Genomic DNA, 16,333 nt, shown 5'->3' with positions numbered 1-16,333 from the left:
TCAGTCAACCCCTGAAATTGTTTTTGTGTGAATAACAATTACACAATCTTTGTCGTCCATTTGGAGCAGTCCCACACCGCATTTACAATATCCTGGTAGAATTCCGGCTCATGGCAGATGAGGAGCAGGGTCCCGCGGTATTCCTGAAGTGCCTTTTTCAGTGAATCCTTGGCATCTACATCCAGATGATTGGTAGGTTCGTCCAGCATCAGCACATTGGTTTCTTTGTTCAGGATCTTGCACAGGCGCACTTTTGCCTGTTCCCCGCCGCTCAAGACGCGAATCTGGCTTTCGATGTGTTTGGTCGTAAGTCCGCATTTGGCGAGCGCGGAGCGTACTTCATACTGAGTGTAGGAAGGGAATTCTTCCCAGATCTCATCGATGCAGGTGGTTCGGTTGTTGTGGCCTGCCTCCTGTTCAAAATAGCCGGTCAGCAGATTCTCGCCCAGCTCACATTTACCGGAAAGCGGAGGAACCAGACCGAGAATACTCTTGATCAGCGTAGTCTTTCCGATTCCGTTTGCACCGGTCAGCGCAATTTTCTGGCCACGCTCCAGCGTGAGGTTCAGAGGCCGTGAAAGGGGTTCGTCGTAACCGATGACGAAATCTTTGGTCTCAAAGATGTATTTACCCGGTGTCCGGCCGAGGCGGAAATGGAATTCCGGCTTCGGACGCTCGGCGGCGAGCTCTATGACATCCATCTTATCCAGCTTTTTCTGACGGGACATGGCCATGTTGCGGGTGGAGACGCGCGCTTTATTGCGTGCCACAAAATCCTTGAGTTGACTGATTTCCTGCTGCTGCTTCTTGTAGGCAGCCTCAAGCTGGGCTTTCTTCACTTCGTAGATTTTCTGGAAATTGTCATAATCTCCGACGTAGCGGTTCAGTTCCTGATTTTCCATATGATAAATGATGTTCACCACTTCATTCAGAAACGGAATGTCATGGGAAATCAGGACGAACGCATTTTCATATTCGGTGAGATAACGTTTCAGCCAGTTGATATGTTCTTCGTCCAGATAGTTGGTTGGCTCGTCCAGAAGCAGGATGTCCGGCTTTTCCAGAAGGAGTTTGCCGAGCAGGATACGGGTGCGCTGGCCGCCGCTTAAGTCGGTGACATCCTTGTCCAGTCCAAGATCCAGAAGCCCCAGCGCGCGTGCGACTTCTTCGACCTTTGCATCGATCACATAGAAATCGTGCATGGTCAGTGTGTCCTGGATGGTCCCAAGCTCTTCCATAAGTGTCATCATAGTATCTTCATCCACGTCCCCGAGGCGGTCACAGATCTCGTTCATCTTCGTTTCCAGTTCAAAAAGCCAGGAAAAGGCGGATTTCAGCACTTCGCGGATCGTCATGCCCTTTTCAAGTACAGTGTGCTGATCGAGATAACCGACACGGACATTTTTTGCCCATTCGATTTTCCCTTCGTCCGGCTGGAGTTTTCCTGTAACAATATTAAAAAAAGTAGATTTCCCTTCTCCGTTGGCTCCGACAAGTCCAATGTGTTCGCCTTTCAGAAGACGGAAGGACACATCATGAAAAATGGCGCGGTCACCGAAGCCGTGGGAAAGATGTTCAACATTTAAAATGCTCATTTTCGATTCTCCTTTGTTATGTGGTAACAAGTGACAGTGTCCTGCTTATTATATTATATCTACCGGATAAAAGGCAATGGATTTCGAAAGGATTTCAAGGGAAAAATGCGGTTGCCATACAGGCGGGGATATGTTATAGTGAGGGTGTTCTATATTGGGCTTTTCAGTGCCGGGCAGATGATTCAGATCTGCCGGGTTAAAAGGGAATCAGGTGCAAATCCTGAGCGGTCCGGCCACTGTAAACAGGGAGCGAGGTTATAGATAAGTCATTGCGTATCCAGCGCGAGAAGGCATAACCGGGCGATGAGCTGTAAGTCAGGAGACCTGCTGAGAAGAATGTGAATAGCTTCCGATGAAAGCATAGATTTGCAGAATATTTCAGGGGGAAGTCTGCTTTCGTACAGGAAAAGCGGGCTTTTTTGAATGGGAAATTTGTGCTTTGCGGATCGGATCGAAAGTGGAAAGAGGGATACGATGAAAAAGAGAGCAGCACGGTTCCTGTGTATGATACTGATTGCGGTACTGATTTTCGGAATTCCGGGATGTGGTTCGGAAGAGAAAACGATGCCGGAAACGGAAGAAAATAAGATGACATCTGAACCACAGCGGGAAGAGGCGAAAGAAACGCCGGGACCAATGGAAATCAAGGGACTTACTTATGAATCTGCGATGGAACTTGATTATGCAAAAGGGTTCGGGGTATATTATTATCAGGATGGATATAAGCTGATCCGGATCCGGGACGGGGAAGACTATCTTCTTGTTCCGGAGGGCAGGAATATTCCGTCGGATCTGGAAGAAGACATCGTGATTTTACATCAGCCGCTGGACCGTATTTATCTTGCGGCAACATCGGTGATGGCATTATTTGATTCGCTTGATGCATTGGATGCGATTCGCCTGAGCGGGACACAAAAATCCGGCTGGTACATTGAAAATGCGGTGCAGGCTATGGAAGATGGCGCCATCCTTTATGCCGGAAAATACAGTGAGCCGGATTATGAACTCCTGATCGATGAGGAATGTGATCTGGCTATTGAATCCACGATGATCCTGCATACTCCGAAGGTGCAGGAGATGCTTGAGATGCTTGAGATTCCGGTATTTATCGACCGGTCCAGTTATGAGACGCATCCGCTTGGAAGAACGGAGTGGATCAAGGTCTATGCCGCGATGCTGGACAAAGAAGAACAGGCAGAGACATTTTTCAAGGAACAGTCCAAAGTAATCGAAGAACTGAAGGACTTTGAAAATACAGAGCAGACGGTCGCCTTTTTCTATGTGAGTACCGATGGAACCGTCGTGGTCAGAAAGTCCGAAGATTACATTCCGAAAATGATCGAGATTGCGGGTGGACGTTATGTTTTCGATGATCTTGAAAATACGGAAAATAACAGTGCGTCGATCAGCATTTCTATGGAAGAATTCTTTGCATCTGCAGCCGACGCGGACTATCTGATCTACAATTCATCGATCGATAATCCGGTGGAATCGATGGAGGATCTTCTGGCGAAAAGTGAGCTGTTTGCAGATTTTAAAGCGGTGCAGGAAGGAAATGTGTGGTGTACCGGAAAGTACCTGTATCAGGCGACAGACATTGTCGGAAATCTGATTACAGACATTCATCTGATGCTTACCGATGGAAAAACGGAGGAGATGACATTTTTATATAAAGTGTCATGACGATATCAGGATATGAGAAAGTGAGGAACCATGGAGAAAAGGAAGAATAAGCCGGTACGAATGGAAGAGATGAGAAGACGGATCCGGTATTTGCTGGTGTTTGCCGGACTTCTGGCTGCATTTTGTGTGATTATTGTGCTGAATATTAATACGGGAAATGTACATATTTCTGTTTCTGAGATTCTGAATATTCTATTCGGACAGGCAAAGCAGGATGCGAATTACAGTATCATCTGGAAAATTCGTCTGCCAAGAGTTCTGATGGCAGCCCTTCTCGGAGGTGCCCTTTCTCTGTCCGGGTTCCTGCTTCAGACTTTTTTTGCCAATCCGATTGCAGGCCCCTTTGTGCTTGGCATTTCCTCGGGCGCGAAAATGGTGGTCGCCCTGACGATGATCGTATTTCTGAAGTACTTCAGCAGAGTCTCTTCGTATACGCTCATTATAGCGGCATTTATAGGTTCACTGATTGCGACCGGATTCATCCTTCTGATGTCAAGAAAGATCAATCATATGGCAACCCTTCTGGTGGCCGGAATCATGATCGGCTATATCTGTTCGGCGGTTACGGATTTTGTGGTTACATTTGCGGAGGACTCGGATATCGTGAATTTGCACGGCTGGTCTCAGGGAAGCTTTTCTGGGATGAGCTGGAGCAACGTGAAGGTTGCTTTTGTATTGATTGCTGTCACCGTTGTGATTACCTTCCTCTATTCCAAGCCAATCGGTGCGTACCAGCTTGGCGAAGCCTATGCGAGAAGCGCAGGAGTCAATATCCGAGTTTTTCGTGTGCTTCTGATCCTGCTCTCCAGTATGCTGTCGGGCTGTGTGACCGCATTTGCCGGACCGGTTTCTTTTGTTGGGATCGCGGTTCCGTTTCTGGTAAAGAGGATGCTGAATACGGCGAAACCGCTGATCGTGATCCCGGGAACATTTCTGGGAGGAGCGGTGTTCTGTATGGGGTGTGATCTTATTGCACGGATGGCATTTGCACCGCTGGAACTCAATATCAGTACGGTCACTTCCATTTTCGGAGCACCGGTCGTCATCTTTATGATGCTGCACAGACAGAAGGGAAGAGAATGATGGAAAATGCATATGTAAAGTTGCAGGATCTGACGGTAGGCTATCATGGGAAACCCCTGATCCGCGATATTTGCACGGAGATTCAAAAAGGGGAGATCGTAACACTGATCGGTCCAAATGGTGCTGGAAAATCGACCATTTTAAAAAGTATCACCCGACAGATCAAAACGCTTGGAGGAAATGTCTCCATTGCGGATGAGAGGATCGATGCTATGGAAAATGCTATTCTTGCCAGGAAAATGGCGGTGGTGCTGACGGAGCGGATGAAGACGGAACTGATGACCTGCCGCGATGTGGTGGAAACCGGTCGGTATCCGTATACCGGAAGGCTGGGGATCCTCACGAAGAAAGATAAAGAAATCGTAGATGAGGCAATGGAAGCGGTGCATGTCCGTGAGCTTGAAAATCAAAGCTTTCAGGCGATCAGTGACGGGCAGAGACAGCGGATCATGCTTGCGCGTGCGATCTGCCAGGAGCCGGAGGTTCTGATCCTGGATGAACCGACTTCCTATCTGGATATTCATTATAAACTCGAACTTCTGTCGATGCTCCGGAAACTGGCAAAGGAGAAAAAAATCACGGTCGTCATGTCGCTTCACGAGATCGATCTGGCACAGAAAATATCGGATAAGATTCTCTGCGTCAGGGGTGACCGGATTTTCTGCTATGGGAAACCGGAAGAAGTATTCAAAGAAGAAGTAATCCGGGAACTCTACGGACTCGACAACGGATCCTATGACCCGTGCTTTGGAAGTGTCGAGCTTCCGAGACCGGAGGGAGAGCCGCGTGTTTTTGTAATCTCCGCCTGCGGAACAGGCATTCCGGTATACAGGAAACTGCAGAAAGAAAATATTCCGTTTGTTGCCGGAATACTATACCGCAATGACGTGGACTATCATGTGGCGAAAAGGCTTGCGGCAAAGGTGATCGAAGAAGAACCATTTTGCAGTATCCGTGATGAGGCATATCAGGAGGCAAAAGCAACGATCGATTCCTGCCAGTACGTTATCAACGCAGGCGTTACGATCGGAGAGGGAAACCGGCGGATAGCAGAACTTCTGCATGCTGCCAAAAAGAGTGGCAAAATCTGTGAATGGAAGGAAGGGAGCGGTGGATGGAAAGCGGAATGATTCATATTTATTGCGGAGACGGAAAAGGGAAAACGACAGCGGCAACAGGACTTGCCGTCCGTGCGGCTGGCTGTGGACTTAAGGTGCTGTTCGTACGTTTTCTGAAAAATGAGAATTCTGGAGAACTGCGGATTCTGGATATCATACCGGAAATCGAAGTGATGCATATGACAAAAAGCTTCGGTTTCTTTAAGACGCTTGACGCAAAAGAGCAGGAAGAGGCACGAAGCGCCTATGCGAAGCTGTGGGATGACGCAATCCGGAAAATACAGGAAGAGCCTTATGATATGCTGGTCATGGATGAGTTTATGGCGGCTTATCAATACGGAATGATCGACCACGAAGCGGCTGTAACGTTTCTGAAAGAACGGCCGAAAGGCTTGGAGGTCGTTCTGACCGGAAGAAATCCGGAACCGGAGCTTCTGGAACTGGCGGATTATATCTCTGAGATTACAAAAAGAAAGCACCCATTCGATCAGGGAATTTATGCCCGGCGCGGGATCGAGTATTAAAACAAGATTCTGTTGGAATTGGTTTAGTGGAAAAAAGACAGAAAGATGAGGAAAGAAAAATGAAATGGATGATCGCATCCGACATTCACGGGTCGGAATATTATTGTAAAAAAATGCTGGAGGCATATGACAGAGAAAAGGCGGGGAAGTTATTGCTTCTCGGCGATGTCCTGTATCATGGGCCGCGAAATGATCTGCCGAGAGATTATGCACCGAAGGCAGTTATAGAACTGTTGAACGCGCGGAAGGATCAGATTCTCTGCGTGAGAGGAAACTGTGATACAGAAGTAGATCAGATGGTGCTGAAGTTCCCGGTTCTGGCGGATTATTGTATTGTATGCGATGGAAAAACGACGATCTATGCGACACATGGACACGTTTATAACGAAAAGAATTTGCCTCCGATTCAGAAAGGAGATATCCTTCTGAACGGACACACTCATGTGCCGAAATGCACGCAGCATGAGGAGTATGTTTATATGAATCCGGGTTCCGTTTCCATTCCGAAAGAGGAAAGCCATCATGGATATATGATTCTGGAGCAGGATGAATTTGTTTGGAAAGATCTGGATGGAACTGAAATAATGCGGTGGAAAAATGAACATGTAAAATGAACATGTAAAATTAAACTACAACTTCAATGACAGGGAACGAAACATCTGTTATAATAATACTTGTCCGAAAGAGGTGGCGGAAGACGAGGAGTTATTATCTGAAACCGACACTTCTGCATGACAAGAGGATTGGAGCATGAATATGATTTATGGAAATGTGATATGCTCACGGAACGTCAGATTTATACGAAGGAGGGTGATCGTCATGGATATTTAAGGAATTGACCTAATCAGACAGTTGTTATATCTTTCAAGGACAAAAATCTATTATTACTATCAATTTATTATCATGGATACATGTGCTTATCATGTATTTTGTTTTCAAAAGCGTTCTGGCTCTTTTTTAAGAGCTTCAAAATTTACCAGTTTTGAAAAAATAATCAGTCGTAATTGTTCGATAATTACACAAATAATCACATCATTACCATATTGATTGCCGGTATGGCAGGCTCATTCCTCACATCTAAAGAAAAGGAAGGTAAAAAATTATGAAAAAAATGGTATCATTTGTAACTGCACTCGTTTTATGTGCAAGCTCTTCATTGCCGGTATTTGCCGCGACACCCAAATATTCTATCAGTATGCCAAAGATTCCGCAGATCCATGTTGAGTTATCCGACAGTGTGAAGGAAGCTGTCAATCAGGCTGCAAAGAAGCAGATTGAAAAGATGATTCTGGACAAACCGGAGTTGACTTCAACTACGTATCGCCATAAAGGGAAAATATATGGCACATATTCATTCCTCAAGATTGAATGGGGAGAAGTAGAAGGTGCGACTTCTTACAAAGTGGAGATTACCAAACCGGATGGAACCAAAAAGACTTATGAGACAACAAATGCTTATCTCAGTGTGAAAGAAGGAAGTGATGACTTTATCACAGAATGTCCGAAACAAAAGACGGAAAACGGTGTTGAGTGTGCGACGGTCAGAGTGCGCGCGTATGGTGAGAATGAGACTTACAGTGCGTGGTCTGAAGAAGAGCGCATCAGCTGTAATGCAATCCATTCGTAGTACTTAAGCCGTGTGCAAACGACGGTGATGATTATTGCGTTGTCCTCTGTAAAAATGTGAAAGAGAAAAAGGATTGCGGTGTACGGGTGGCATCGCAATCCTTTTATATAGCATTTTCTTATAGTATTTTCTGTATGTTGTTTTTGATCTTTTCTGTGAGTGCGGCATACTGGATCAGTTCATCTTCTGTAAAACCTGCATATTTGGCCTGCTCGAAATTACTCTGGGCAGCGGCGATCTCATTTTGAATCGGAGATGCAAGCGGAAGGAATGTGATCTTCAGCTCTTTTGTGGTGCGATTTTCTTCATATTTCAGCATGTTTTTTAAGGAAAGCCGTTGAAGTAAAAGTGAGAGACTGCGCACGGTGATTCCGGCAAAGTCTGCAATTTCCTTTCTGGTTCCGATATGCCTGAGCTGGCTGAGACATAAAAGCAGACGCACTTCGCCCAAAGTGAGATTGTTCTTCTGGGCAATCGGTTCCAGATAGTAATCCAGAAGCTTACGGTCACGATAGTCATCCATAAGAATGCCTTCTCCTGCAACAACTTCCTGACTGACGCTGTTGCGTTCTTCCCCAAGCTTTTTGGAGCCGGAGAAGAAAGAAGGTGGTACAGCTCCGTCGCCTGCCGCGTCCACCAGAAAGCGATAAACCTGCAGACGGTTCTTCTCATAATCTTCCTCATCGAGGACATGTTTGTAAAAATTATTATAGTATTCAAATACCATCAGTTTCATTTTAATGGTTTTGCTGATACTCATTCCCTGGCTTGCGAGGGAACCTTTTGTCTTCACATAGTAATAAACCGGAACCTGCAGTGCATAGAAAACTTCTGCATGCCTGATATACTCAAGATTAAACATAAAATCTTCACACCAGCTGATCTGAGGGTTCATTCGAAGATGGTATTTTTCAACGATGTCACGTCGATAGAGCTTGTTCCAGAGGACTCCGTAATAGAAATCAGCAGGATTCTGGAGCATATGTGCGGAAAATTCTTCCTGAGTCAGTACGCAGTCATCGTCGATATCTCCTTTCTGGGCAACTCGTTTTCCTACAACTCGGTAGAAATCAGAGATGACCATATCACAATGATAGCGCTCTGCTTCTTCGACAAACAGTCTGGTGGCGTTCGGAGTGATCCAGTCATCGCTGTCGAGAAACTGCAGGTAAGTGCCGCATGCAAGATCCAGCGCCATATTCCTGGTTTCGGAAACTCCGGTATTTTCTTTATGTATCAAACGGATTCTGGAATCTTCAGCAGCATAACGGTCACAGATCGTTCCTGAAGAATCGATACTGCCGTCATCGATGAGTAAAAGCTCAAAATCCCGGTATTCCTGATTGATAATGCTTTCAATACACCGGGAAATCGTTGCCTCGGCGTTATAAACCGGTACAATAATACTTACGGTCGGGTTCATAAATTCACACTCCTAACTATTTTTAACTGGTGTACTGGAAATATTGTATCGCATTTATCCATAAAAATACAGTGGATTCTCAAAAATGTCTGGTGTAGAATAATGGCATGGTTGCAGGAAACGGGAAAATTCCTTATAATAGTAGAAGTGATTTTGGAAAATGGATTGGAGAAGGACTCATATATCATGGAAAACAGCAGAATAGTCTGGAAGAATCAGAAGAAGATGAGAACAGGATACACCACCGGAAGCTGTGCCGCCGCTGCTGCGAAGGCCGCTGCTGTCATGCTGTTAACCGGTGAGGAAATACAGAATGTCAGGCTTATGACACCGGCCGGCATTTTGCTCTATCTGGAAATTGAGCACATTGAGAGACAGAATGATTTCGTCAGCTGTGCGGTGAAAAAGGACAGCGGGGATGATCCGGATGTGACGAACGGAGTCTATGTATTTGCTAAAGTTGCAAAGAATGAGTCCGGCCGGATCACGCTTGACGGAGGGGAAGGTGTGGGCCGCGTGACGCGCAAAGGTCTGGAGCAGGCGGTCGGAGAGGCGGCAATCAATAAGATCCCCAGACAGATGATATTAAATGGCGTTGAAGAGCAGATGAAACTGGCCGGATATGACGGAGGCCTGGAAGTGGTTATTTCCATTCCGGAGGGAAAGAGGCTTGCTGCGCAGACGTTTAATCCCCGACTTGGCATTGAAGGTGGGATTTCTGTACTTGGAACAACCGGAATCGTGGAGCCTATGAGTGAACGGGCACTGACCGATACCATTTTCATGGAAATGAAGATGCTGAAAGAAAACGGGGCATCTTACTGTTATCTGGTTCCGGGAAATTATGGAACGGATTTTTTGAGAGAAAGTCTTGGTTATGACGGGAATCTGGCTGTGAAATGCAGCAACTATATAGGAGAAGCACTGGATGATGCGGTTTGTCTGGAAATGAAGGGTATTCTTCTGGTTGGGCATGTCGGCAAGCTGGTGAAACTGGCCGCCGGTGTCATGAACACACATTCCAGACAGGCGGACTGCCGGATGGAAGTGCTGGCGGCTCATGCGGCAGTTGCAGGGGCCAAAAGGGAGGATGTGGCCAGCATCATGGAGTGCATTACGACAACGGAGGCACTGGATATTCTGAAAAGTGCCGGGATTCTGGAAACGACGATGCGTGGCATCATGGAGAAGATCGAGGAACATATGAGGCACAGAGTGGGGGATCGTGTGGAAACAGCAGCGGTCATGTTTGAGACATCTTACGGGATTCTCGGGAAGACGCCCCTTGTCGATGAGATAGCGGCTAGTATACAAAAAAGGTTATAGAGCAGGGAGAAAAAAGTCATGAAAGGTAAATTTTATGTGATAGGAACGGGACCGGGGGATCCGGAACTTCTGACGATAAAGGCAGTCAGGATTCTGAGGGAGAGTGACATCATTGCGATTCCTGTTTCGGGTGCGGACTTTTCGGGGACCTATTATGAAGAAGAGAAGGAAACAGCTGTGAGGGAAGAACTGCTGGAACGCTGCGCGGCATGGAAAATCGTGCGGCAGGCGGTACCGGAACTGGAAAAGAAAGCAAAGCTGTATTTGTCCATGCCGATGATGAAGCAGAAGGATATTCTTCGGAACATTCATGATGAGGATGCAAAAGCAGCGGCAGGGTGGCTGGAGAAAGGAAAAACGATTGCATTTATTACACTCGGGGATCCATCTGTGTACTCGACGGGGATGTATCTTCATCACAGGATCAAAGAATGGGGATTTGATACCGTTATGGTTCCGGGAGTGCCGTCTTTCTGTGCTGCTGCTGCCCGGCTTGATATGGAAATCGCGAAAAACCGGGAGGAAATCCATATCATTCCGGCATCTTACGGATTGAAGGAGAGCTTGTCGCTTCCCGGGACAAAGATTCTCATGAAAGCGGGTAAGAAGCTCCCGGATGTCAAAGAAGAAGTTAGATCCCGGGGTATGGAAATCGGTATGGTGGAGCATTGTGGAATGGAGCAGGAGAGAATCTACAGATCAGCGGAGGAGATCCCGGATGAGGCAAGTTATTATTCCCTGTTGATCGTGAAGGAGGAAGAATGATGATTCAGTTTGTAGGAGCAGGACCGGGGGCAGAAGATCTGATCACGGTTCGGGGGCAGAAGCTGCTCATGGAGGCGGACATTGTGGTTTACGCAGGATCTCTTGTGAATCCGAAACTGCTGGATATGTGTAAGGAAACATGTGAAATATTCAACAGCGCATATATGACACTGGAGGAAGTACTGGAAGTGTTGATTCGCGGGGAGAAGGAAGGAAAGCATGTAGTGAGACTGCACACGGGGGATCCTTGTCTGTATGGGGCAATCAAGGAGCAGATGGATGCGCTTGATGCCGAAGGGATTTCCTACGAAGTCTGCCCGGGGGTCAGTTCCTTTTGCGGGGCAGCATCGGCACTAAAAGCGGAATATACACTTCCCGGAATTTCCCAGTCGGTGGTGATTACCAGAATGGCGGGACGTACGCCGGTGCCGGACAGCGAATCCATCCGCAGTTTTGCAGTGCATCAGGCGACGATGGTGATCTTCTTAAGTACCGGTATGCTGGGTGAACTTTCAAAAGAGCTGATTGCAGGAGGATATCCGGAAGATACACCGGCGGCTATCGTGTACAAGGCAACCTGGCCGGAGGAAGAGGTACATCATTGCGAGGTGAGGACTTTGAAAGAAACCGCAGAAAAATATGGGATTCGTAAAACGGCGCTGATCGTTGTGGGAGCCATCTTAAATGGAGATTACAGGCGTTCGGAGCTCTATAATCCGGCGTTTACGACTGAATTCAGACAAGGAAAGGCAGAATAAGGAGCAGGTATGGGAAAAGTATATGTAGTGGGAATCGGCCCGGGTGCGAAGGACCAGATGACGGTACGAGCGGCAAAGGTTTTAAGCGAATGTCAGGTAATCGTGGGTTATACGGTGTATATTGATCTGATCAAGGAAGAATATCCGGACAAGATCTGTTTGTCTACTCCGATGAGGCAGGAGGTGCAGCGTTGCCGGATGGCGCTTGAGGAGGCCGGGAAAGAACAGAATGTAGCAGTGGTCTGCAGTGGAGATGCAGGGATATATGGAATGGCAGGGCTGGTGTATGAGCTTGCAGCGGATTATTCGGGTGTGGAGATTGAAGTAGTTCCAGGTATCACAGCCGCTTCCGGAGGAGCCGCAATACTTGGAGCGCCGCTGATGCATGATTTTGCAGTCATCAGTCTCAGTGATCTGATGACGCCCTGGGAAAAAATAGAAAAGCGTCTCCGGATGGCTGCAATGGCAGATTTCGTAATCTGCATTTACAATCCTTCCAGCAGGAAAAGAGCGGATTATCTGAAGAAAGCCTGCCTCTGTATGATGGAATATAAAAAGGAAGATACGGTGTGCGGCATTGTAAAAAATATCGGTCGGGAAGGCGAATGTATGAAGATACTGAGTCTTAAGGAACTATCTGAGACGGATGTGGATATGTTTACGACTGTATTTGTAGGAAATGAAGAGACCAGAATAATCGGAGATAAAATGGTGACGCCAAGGGGATACAAGAATGTGTAGAAATTGCAGGGTTTTCTGTGTCGGAGTCGGAGTGGGAGATCAAAAGCTTCTGACGCTGGAAGCAGAGGAATGTATTGAAGAAAGTGATCTGATCATCGGAGCAGCCAGGATGGTGGAATTATTTGCGGATGGGAAACGGCCGCAGTTTATAGAATACCGGCCGGAGAGGATCCGGGATTATCTGGTGGAACATATAGAATATGAAAAATGTGCGGTCCTTTTTTCCGGGGACACCGGATTTTACAGCGGGGCAAAAGCACTGGTAAAGGTCTTGGAGGAAAGTGGGATTGCGGTGCAGATTCTGCCGGGGATTTCTTCAATCGTGTATTTGGCGGCACGCCTTCACACAAGCTGGGAAGATGCTGCGATCTGCAGCATTCACGGAAGAAAGCAGAATTTTATCCAGGCAGTCAGAGAGAACCGAAAGACGTTTCTGATTCTTGGTAAAGATTCCGGCGCGATGATCTGTGAAAAACTGGAATACTACGGACTGCAGAATTTGAAGCTCTATATTGGAAATCGCCTTTCTTATGCGGAGGAAGAGATTCTTACCGTTCAGGCATCGGACGCGAAACCGGAGAATTTCGCGGAGCTTTCTGTTGTGATGATCGAAAACCCGGAGCCATCACGGAGAGTCTGTGTGCATTTGCCGGATGAAGCATTTATCCGTGGAAAAGTGCCGATGACGAAGGAGGAAATCCGAACGTTAAGTCTTGCCAGTCTTATGCTCACCCGGGATGCGGTCCTCTATGATGTCGGCGCCGGAACCGGATCTGTATCGGTCGAAGCGGCACTTCAGGCGCCGGGGATCCGCGTTTATGCTGTGGAAAAAAAGGCGGAGGGCATTGAACTGATTCTGGCAAATAAGAAAAAGTTTATGACGGACAATCTGGAGGTTATTCATGGTGTGGCACCGCAGGTGCTGGAAGGCCTGGAAATACCCACCCATGTATTTATCGGAGGAAGTTCCGGAAATCTGAAAGAAATCCTGCGATGCGTCCGCAGGAAGAATCCGGACGCAAGGATCGTGATCAATGCAATCTCGTTGGAAACACTGAAAGAAGTGATGGAAGCTGCAGAAGAAGGACTTCTTCAGGAACCTGAGATCCGTCAGATCACGGCATCAAGAGCGCATAAGCTTGGAGATTATCACATGATGATGGGAATGAATCCTGTTTATATTGTATCAGATGGGAGAATAGATGGATAAATGAAAATACCTGGAATTATGATTGCGGCTACGGCGAGCGGAAGCGGGAAGACGGCAGTCACCTGTGCTCTGATGGAAGCTCTTGTGAAAAAAGGAATAGGTGTGGCAGCATGCAAATGTGGTCCGGATTATATTGATCCCATGTTTCACCGGAACGTGCTGGGAATCGATTCGGAAAATCTGGATCTGTTTTTCTGCGAAAAAGAGCAGCTGCGCTCTTGTTTTACACGACATGCGTCAAATGCCGATGCAGCCGTCATTGAAGGCGTTATGGGATATTATGACGGGATGGGCCTTGGCACAGAGGAGGCGAGCTCCTATGATGTGGCACGAACGCTTGGCGTTCCGGTGATCCTGGTGCTTCCGTGCCGCGGAATGGCTCTGTCGATTCTGGCTGTGCTAAAGGGAATGCTGGAATTCCGGAACGACAGCCATATCAGCGGAATCATTCTAAACCGTATTTCACCGTCACTGTATCCGAAAATGAAAGAGATGATCGTGCACGGGCTGCGGGAGATGGGGCATGATGTGAAAGTGCTGGGATATGTGCCGGAACATCCTGCGTTTCAGCTGGAGAGCCGTCATCTGGGACTCATCCTTCCGGAGGAAATTGCTGATCTTAAGAAACAGATTGAAGAGGCGGCAGAGATCCTTGAGAAAAGTGTGGATCTGGATGCGGTGCTCGCACTGATGGATTCGGATGTAGAAAGAAAGAATTCAGCAGAAAGCGAAGTGGTACCGGGAAACCGGGATGCAAAGGAGCCTGTTACAATTGCTGTTGCGCGGGATGCTGCGTTTTGCTTTTATTATAAAGAAAATCTGGAAATTCTGAAAACGCTTGGATGTAGGCTGGTCTGGTTCAGTCCTCTGGAGGATAGCAAGATGCCTGAAGAGGCAGATGGGATACTGCTTGGCGGGGGATATCCGGAAATCTATGCCAGACAGCTTTCTGCCAATGCATCCATGAGACAGGATCTGAAAGAAAAGCTGAATCAGGGAATGCCGTGTATCGCAGAATGCGGAGGGTTTCTGTATCTTCTGGAACAGCTTCAGGGAACGGACAAAAGCTTTTATCCGATGGTAGGATTGCTCGAAGGAAGTGCAGAAAAGAAAGAGCGGCTGATCCGTTTCGGGTACATGAATGTAAGAGCAGAAGCAGACGGATGTTATCTGCGGAAGGGAGAGTGTATCCGGGGACATGAATTCCATTATTGGGAAGCCCAAAAAATAGGAGAAGACTGTCTGGCTGAGAAGCCGGACGGAAGACGGAGCTGGAGAGAAATCCATATGAAGAACAGGATTTTTGCGGGATTTCCGCATCTTTACTGGGGCTCAAACCCGGAATTTGCCGTAAGATTTGTGAAAGAATGCCAAAGGAGACGAAAAGAATGCAGGAGAAAATAAAAACAGAACAGGAACAGCTGGAAGAGATAAAAATGCAGATTCGGCCTCTGGATGAAAAGAGCATGGATCTTGCAAAGAAGAGGTGGATGAGCGTTGCAAAGCCACTGTTCAGTCTGGGGAAGCTGGAGAAAGCAGTGATTCAGATTGCGGGGATCCTGGGAACAGATTACTATGAATTGAAAAAGAAGGGCCTTATTATCATGTGTGCCGATAATGGAGTGGTAGAAGAGGGAGTCACACAGACCGGGCAGGATGTGACGGCGGCTGTGGCGGATAATTTCACCAAAGGGCAGGCGAGTACCTGTATTATGGCTCAGGTAGCAAATGTTGATGTCTTCCCGGTTGATATCGGAATGGTATGTGATGTTGCTTCTGTCACAAAACCGGCTGATAAGGTGGCGTACGGCACAGCCAATCTGGCCAAAGGACCGGCAATGACCCGGGAACAGGTGCTGCAGGCAACTATGGTCGGCATCCGTCAGGTGAAAGAAAAGAAAGAGGCCGGTTATGCCATCCTGGCGACCGGAGAAATGGGAATCGGAAATACGACTACCAGCAGTGCGGTGGCAGCGGTGCTTTTGAATGAAGAAGCAGAGACTGTAACAGGAAAAGGAGCCGGACTTAGTAGTGATGGACTGAAGAGGAAGATCCGGGTCATCCGGGAAGCAATTGAAAAACAGAAACCGGAACAACAGGATGTGATCGATGCCCTTTCTAAAGTGGGCGGCCTGGATATAGCGGGCCTTATGGGGGTATTCCTGGGAGGAGCCATGTATCGGATTCCAGTCGTGATCGACGGGTTTATCTCTGCTGTGGCGGCACTTTGCGCGGTACGTCTTGTGCCGGAGGCGGCCGGATATATTCTGCCTTCTCATGTGTCAAAGGAACCTGCCGGGCAGCTTGTACTGGATGCGCTCGGCATGTCTCCACTTTTGACCTGTGACATGTGTCTCGGTGAAGGAAGTGGAGCGGTGGCGGTGATGCCGCTCCTTGAAATGGGCCTTCAGGTGTATCGGAAAATGGGAACATTTTCGGAAATGGATATTGAGCAGTATCAGGTATTATCATAACAGTGT

At 47.4% G+C, this 16,333-nt stretch carries 15 protein-coding genes and 1 riboswitch; of the genes, 13 read left to right on the top strand and 2 right to left on the bottom strand.

The window, feature by feature from the left end; translation table 11 throughout:
- Nucleotides 1-38: 38 nt before the first annotated feature.
- Entirely contained in the window at nt 39-1,595 is a 1,557-nt protein-coding gene (locus ACTNA4_RS02005; RefSeq protein ID WP_441028330.1) for an ABC-F family ATP-binding cassette domain-containing protein, read from the bottom strand.
- A 147-nt stretch (nt 1,596-1,742) separates the two neighbouring features.
- Nucleotides 1,743-1,941, top strand: a riboswitch (cobalamin riboswitch).
- A 128-nt stretch (nt 1,942-2,069) separates the two neighbouring features.
- Between ACTNA4_RS02005 and ACTNA4_RS02000 the strand changes: the two genes are divergently transcribed.
- From ACTNA4_RS02000 to ACTNA4_RS01975, 6 genes are all read left to right on the top strand, one after another.
- Nucleotides 2,070-3,278, top strand: coding sequence for an ABC transporter substrate-binding protein (locus ACTNA4_RS02000; RefSeq protein WP_441024655.1), 1,209 nt, complete (start codon nt 2,070-2,072; stop codon nt 3,276-3,278).
- 30 nt (nt 3,279-3,308) lie between these two features.
- Nucleotides 3,309-4,361: a FecCD family ABC transporter permease gene (locus ACTNA4_RS01995; protein ID WP_427820597.1), complete on the top strand. Its 1,053-nt coding sequence runs from the start codon at nt 3,309-3,311 to the stop codon at nt 4,359-4,361.
- The gene (locus ACTNA4_RS01990; RefSeq protein ID WP_441028407.1) at nt 4,361-5,491 is read left to right on the top strand and encodes an ABC transporter ATP-binding protein; all 1,131 of its coding nucleotides are present in this window, start codon (nt 4,361-4,363) and stop codon (nt 5,489-5,491) included. The genes ACTNA4_RS01995 and ACTNA4_RS01990 overlap by 1 nt, the downstream gene beginning before the upstream one ends.
- Nucleotides 5,476-6,003, top strand: coding sequence for a cob(I)yrinic acid a,c-diamide adenosyltransferase (locus tag ACTNA4_RS01985; protein WP_427807214.1), 528 nt, complete (start codon nt 5,476-5,478; stop codon nt 6,001-6,003). The genes ACTNA4_RS01990 and ACTNA4_RS01985 overlap by 16 nt, the downstream gene beginning before the upstream one ends.
- A 59-nt stretch (nt 6,004-6,062) precedes the next feature.
- Nucleotides 6,063-6,617 carry a phosphodiesterase gene (gene yfcE / locus ACTNA4_RS01980; RefSeq protein ID WP_427807215.1) on the top strand — a complete coding sequence of 185 codons (555 nt, stop codon included), beginning with the start codon at nt 6,063-6,065 and terminating at the stop codon, nt 6,615-6,617.
- A gap of 488 nt (nt 6,618-7,105) precedes the next feature.
- Nucleotides 7,106-7,630, top strand: coding sequence for a hypothetical protein (locus ACTNA4_RS01975; protein WP_427807216.1), 525 nt, complete (start codon nt 7,106-7,108; stop codon nt 7,628-7,630).
- 118 nt (nt 7,631-7,748) lie between these two features.
- On the opposite strand, the gene ACTNA4_RS01970 is transcribed toward ACTNA4_RS01975, so the two are convergent.
- Nucleotides 7,749-9,053, bottom strand: coding sequence for a glycosyltransferase family 2 protein (locus tag ACTNA4_RS01970; protein ID WP_441028329.1), 1,305 nt, complete (start codon nt 9,051-9,053; stop codon nt 7,749-7,751).
- 186 nt (nt 9,054-9,239) lie between these two features.
- Here ACTNA4_RS01970 and cbiD point away from each other — a divergent pair, with 186 nt between their 5' ends.
- The 7 genes from cbiD to cobT are packed head-to-tail and all read left to right on the top strand — an operon-like array spanning nt 9,240 to nt 16,327.
- Complete coding sequence (gene cbiD, locus ACTNA4_RS01965; protein WP_441028405.1) at nt 9,240-10,379, top strand: cobalt-precorrin-5B (C(1))-methyltransferase CbiD; 1,140 nt, start codon at nt 9,240-9,242, stop codon at nt 10,377-10,379.
- Nucleotides 10,380-10,397: 18 nt separating this feature from the next.
- The gene (cobI, locus tag ACTNA4_RS01960; protein ID WP_441028327.1) at nt 10,398-11,144 is read left to right on the top strand and encodes a precorrin-2 C(20)-methyltransferase; all 747 of its coding nucleotides are present in this window, start codon (nt 10,398-10,400) and stop codon (nt 11,142-11,144) included.
- Nucleotides 11,144-11,902 carry a precorrin-4 C(11)-methyltransferase gene (gene cobM / locus ACTNA4_RS01955; RefSeq protein ID WP_427807270.1) on the top strand — a complete coding sequence of 253 codons (759 nt, stop codon included), beginning with the start codon at nt 11,144-11,146 and terminating at the stop codon, nt 11,900-11,902. Before cobI ends, cobM begins: the two co-directional genes overlap by 1 nt.
- A 9-nt stretch (nt 11,903-11,911) precedes the next feature.
- On the top strand, nt 11,912-12,643 hold the full coding sequence (cobJ, locus tag ACTNA4_RS01950) for a precorrin-3B C(17)-methyltransferase (protein ID WP_427807221.1): 732 nt from the start codon (nt 11,912-11,914) through the stop codon (nt 12,641-12,643).
- Nucleotides 12,636-13,853, top strand: a complete 1,218-nt coding sequence (cbiE, locus tag ACTNA4_RS01945) for a precorrin-6y C5,15-methyltransferase (decarboxylating) subunit CbiE (protein ID WP_441028325.1) — start codon at nt 12,636-12,638, stop codon at nt 13,851-13,853. Before cobJ ends, cbiE begins: the two co-directional genes overlap by 8 nt.
- Complete coding sequence (locus ACTNA4_RS01940) at nt 13,854-15,257, top strand: cobyrinate a,c-diamide synthase (RefSeq protein ID WP_427807223.1); 1,404 nt, start codon at nt 13,854-13,856, stop codon at nt 15,255-15,257.
- Nucleotides 15,242-16,327: a nicotinate-nucleotide--dimethylbenzimidazole phosphoribosyltransferase gene (gene cobT, locus ACTNA4_RS01935; protein ID WP_441024663.1), complete on the top strand. Its 1,086-nt coding sequence runs from the start codon at nt 15,242-15,244 to the stop codon at nt 16,325-16,327. The genes ACTNA4_RS01940 and cobT overlap by 16 nt, the downstream gene beginning before the upstream one ends.
- The last annotated feature ends 6 nt before the right edge of the window (nt 16,328-16,333 follow it).

The organism is Bariatricus sp. HCP28S3_A7 (assembly GCF_052066375.1).
Classification (GTDB): Bacteria; Bacillota; Clostridia; order Lachnospirales; family Lachnospiraceae; genus Allocoprococcus.
This window is presented reverse-complemented; position numbering and strand designations above follow the sequence as displayed.

What these genes read in the sequence shown, in the direction of transcription:
- ACTNA4_RS02000 (WP_441024655.1), top strand. Translation starts at nt 2,070, where the DNA reads ATGAAAAAGAGAGCAGCACGGTTCCTGTGTATGATACTGATTGCGGTA.
- cobT (WP_441024663.1), top strand. Translation starts at nt 15,242, where the DNA reads ATGCAGGAGAAAATAAAAACAGAACAGGAACAGCTGGAAGAGATAAAA.
- cobI (WP_441028327.1), top strand. Translation starts at nt 10,398, where the DNA reads ATGAAAGGTAAATTTTATGTGATAGGAACGGGACCGGGGGATCCGGAA.
- cobM (WP_427807270.1), top strand. Translation starts at nt 11,144, where the DNA reads ATGATTCAGTTTGTAGGAGCAGGACCGGGGGCAGAAGATCTGATCACG.
- ACTNA4_RS01995 (WP_427820597.1), top strand. Translation starts at nt 3,309, where the DNA reads ATGGAGAAAAGGAAGAATAAGCCGGTACGAATGGAAGAGATGAGAAGA.
- ACTNA4_RS01940 (WP_427807223.1), top strand. Translation starts at nt 13,854, where the DNA reads ATGAAAATACCTGGAATTATGATTGCGGCTACGGCGAGCGGAAGCGGG.
- cbiD (WP_441028405.1), top strand. Translation starts at nt 9,240, where the DNA reads ATGGAAAACAGCAGAATAGTCTGGAAGAATCAGAAGAAGATGAGAACA.
- ACTNA4_RS02005 (WP_441028330.1), bottom strand. Translation starts at nt 1,595, where the DNA reads ATGAGCATTTTAAATGTTGAACATCTTTCCCACGGCTTCGGTGACCGC.
- yfcE (WP_427807215.1), top strand. Translation starts at nt 6,063, where the DNA reads ATGAAATGGATGATCGCATCCGACATTCACGGGTCGGAATATTATTGT.
- ACTNA4_RS01990 (WP_441028407.1), top strand. Translation starts at nt 4,361, where the DNA reads ATGGAAAATGCATATGTAAAGTTGCAGGATCTGACGGTAGGCTATCAT.
- cbiE (WP_441028325.1), top strand. Translation starts at nt 12,636, where the DNA reads ATGTGTAGAAATTGCAGGGTTTTCTGTGTCGGAGTCGGAGTGGGAGAT.
- cobJ (WP_427807221.1), top strand. Translation starts at nt 11,912, where the DNA reads ATGGGAAAAGTATATGTAGTGGGAATCGGCCCGGGTGCGAAGGACCAG.
- ACTNA4_RS01985 (WP_427807214.1), top strand. Translation starts at nt 5,476, where the DNA reads ATGGAAAGCGGAATGATTCATATTTATTGCGGAGACGGAAAAGGGAAA.
- ACTNA4_RS01975 (WP_427807216.1), top strand. Translation starts at nt 7,106, where the DNA reads ATGAAAAAAATGGTATCATTTGTAACTGCACTCGTTTTATGTGCAAGC.
- ACTNA4_RS01970 (WP_441028329.1), bottom strand. Translation starts at nt 9,053, where the DNA reads ATGAACCCGACCGTAAGTATTATTGTACCGGTTTATAACGCCGAGGCA.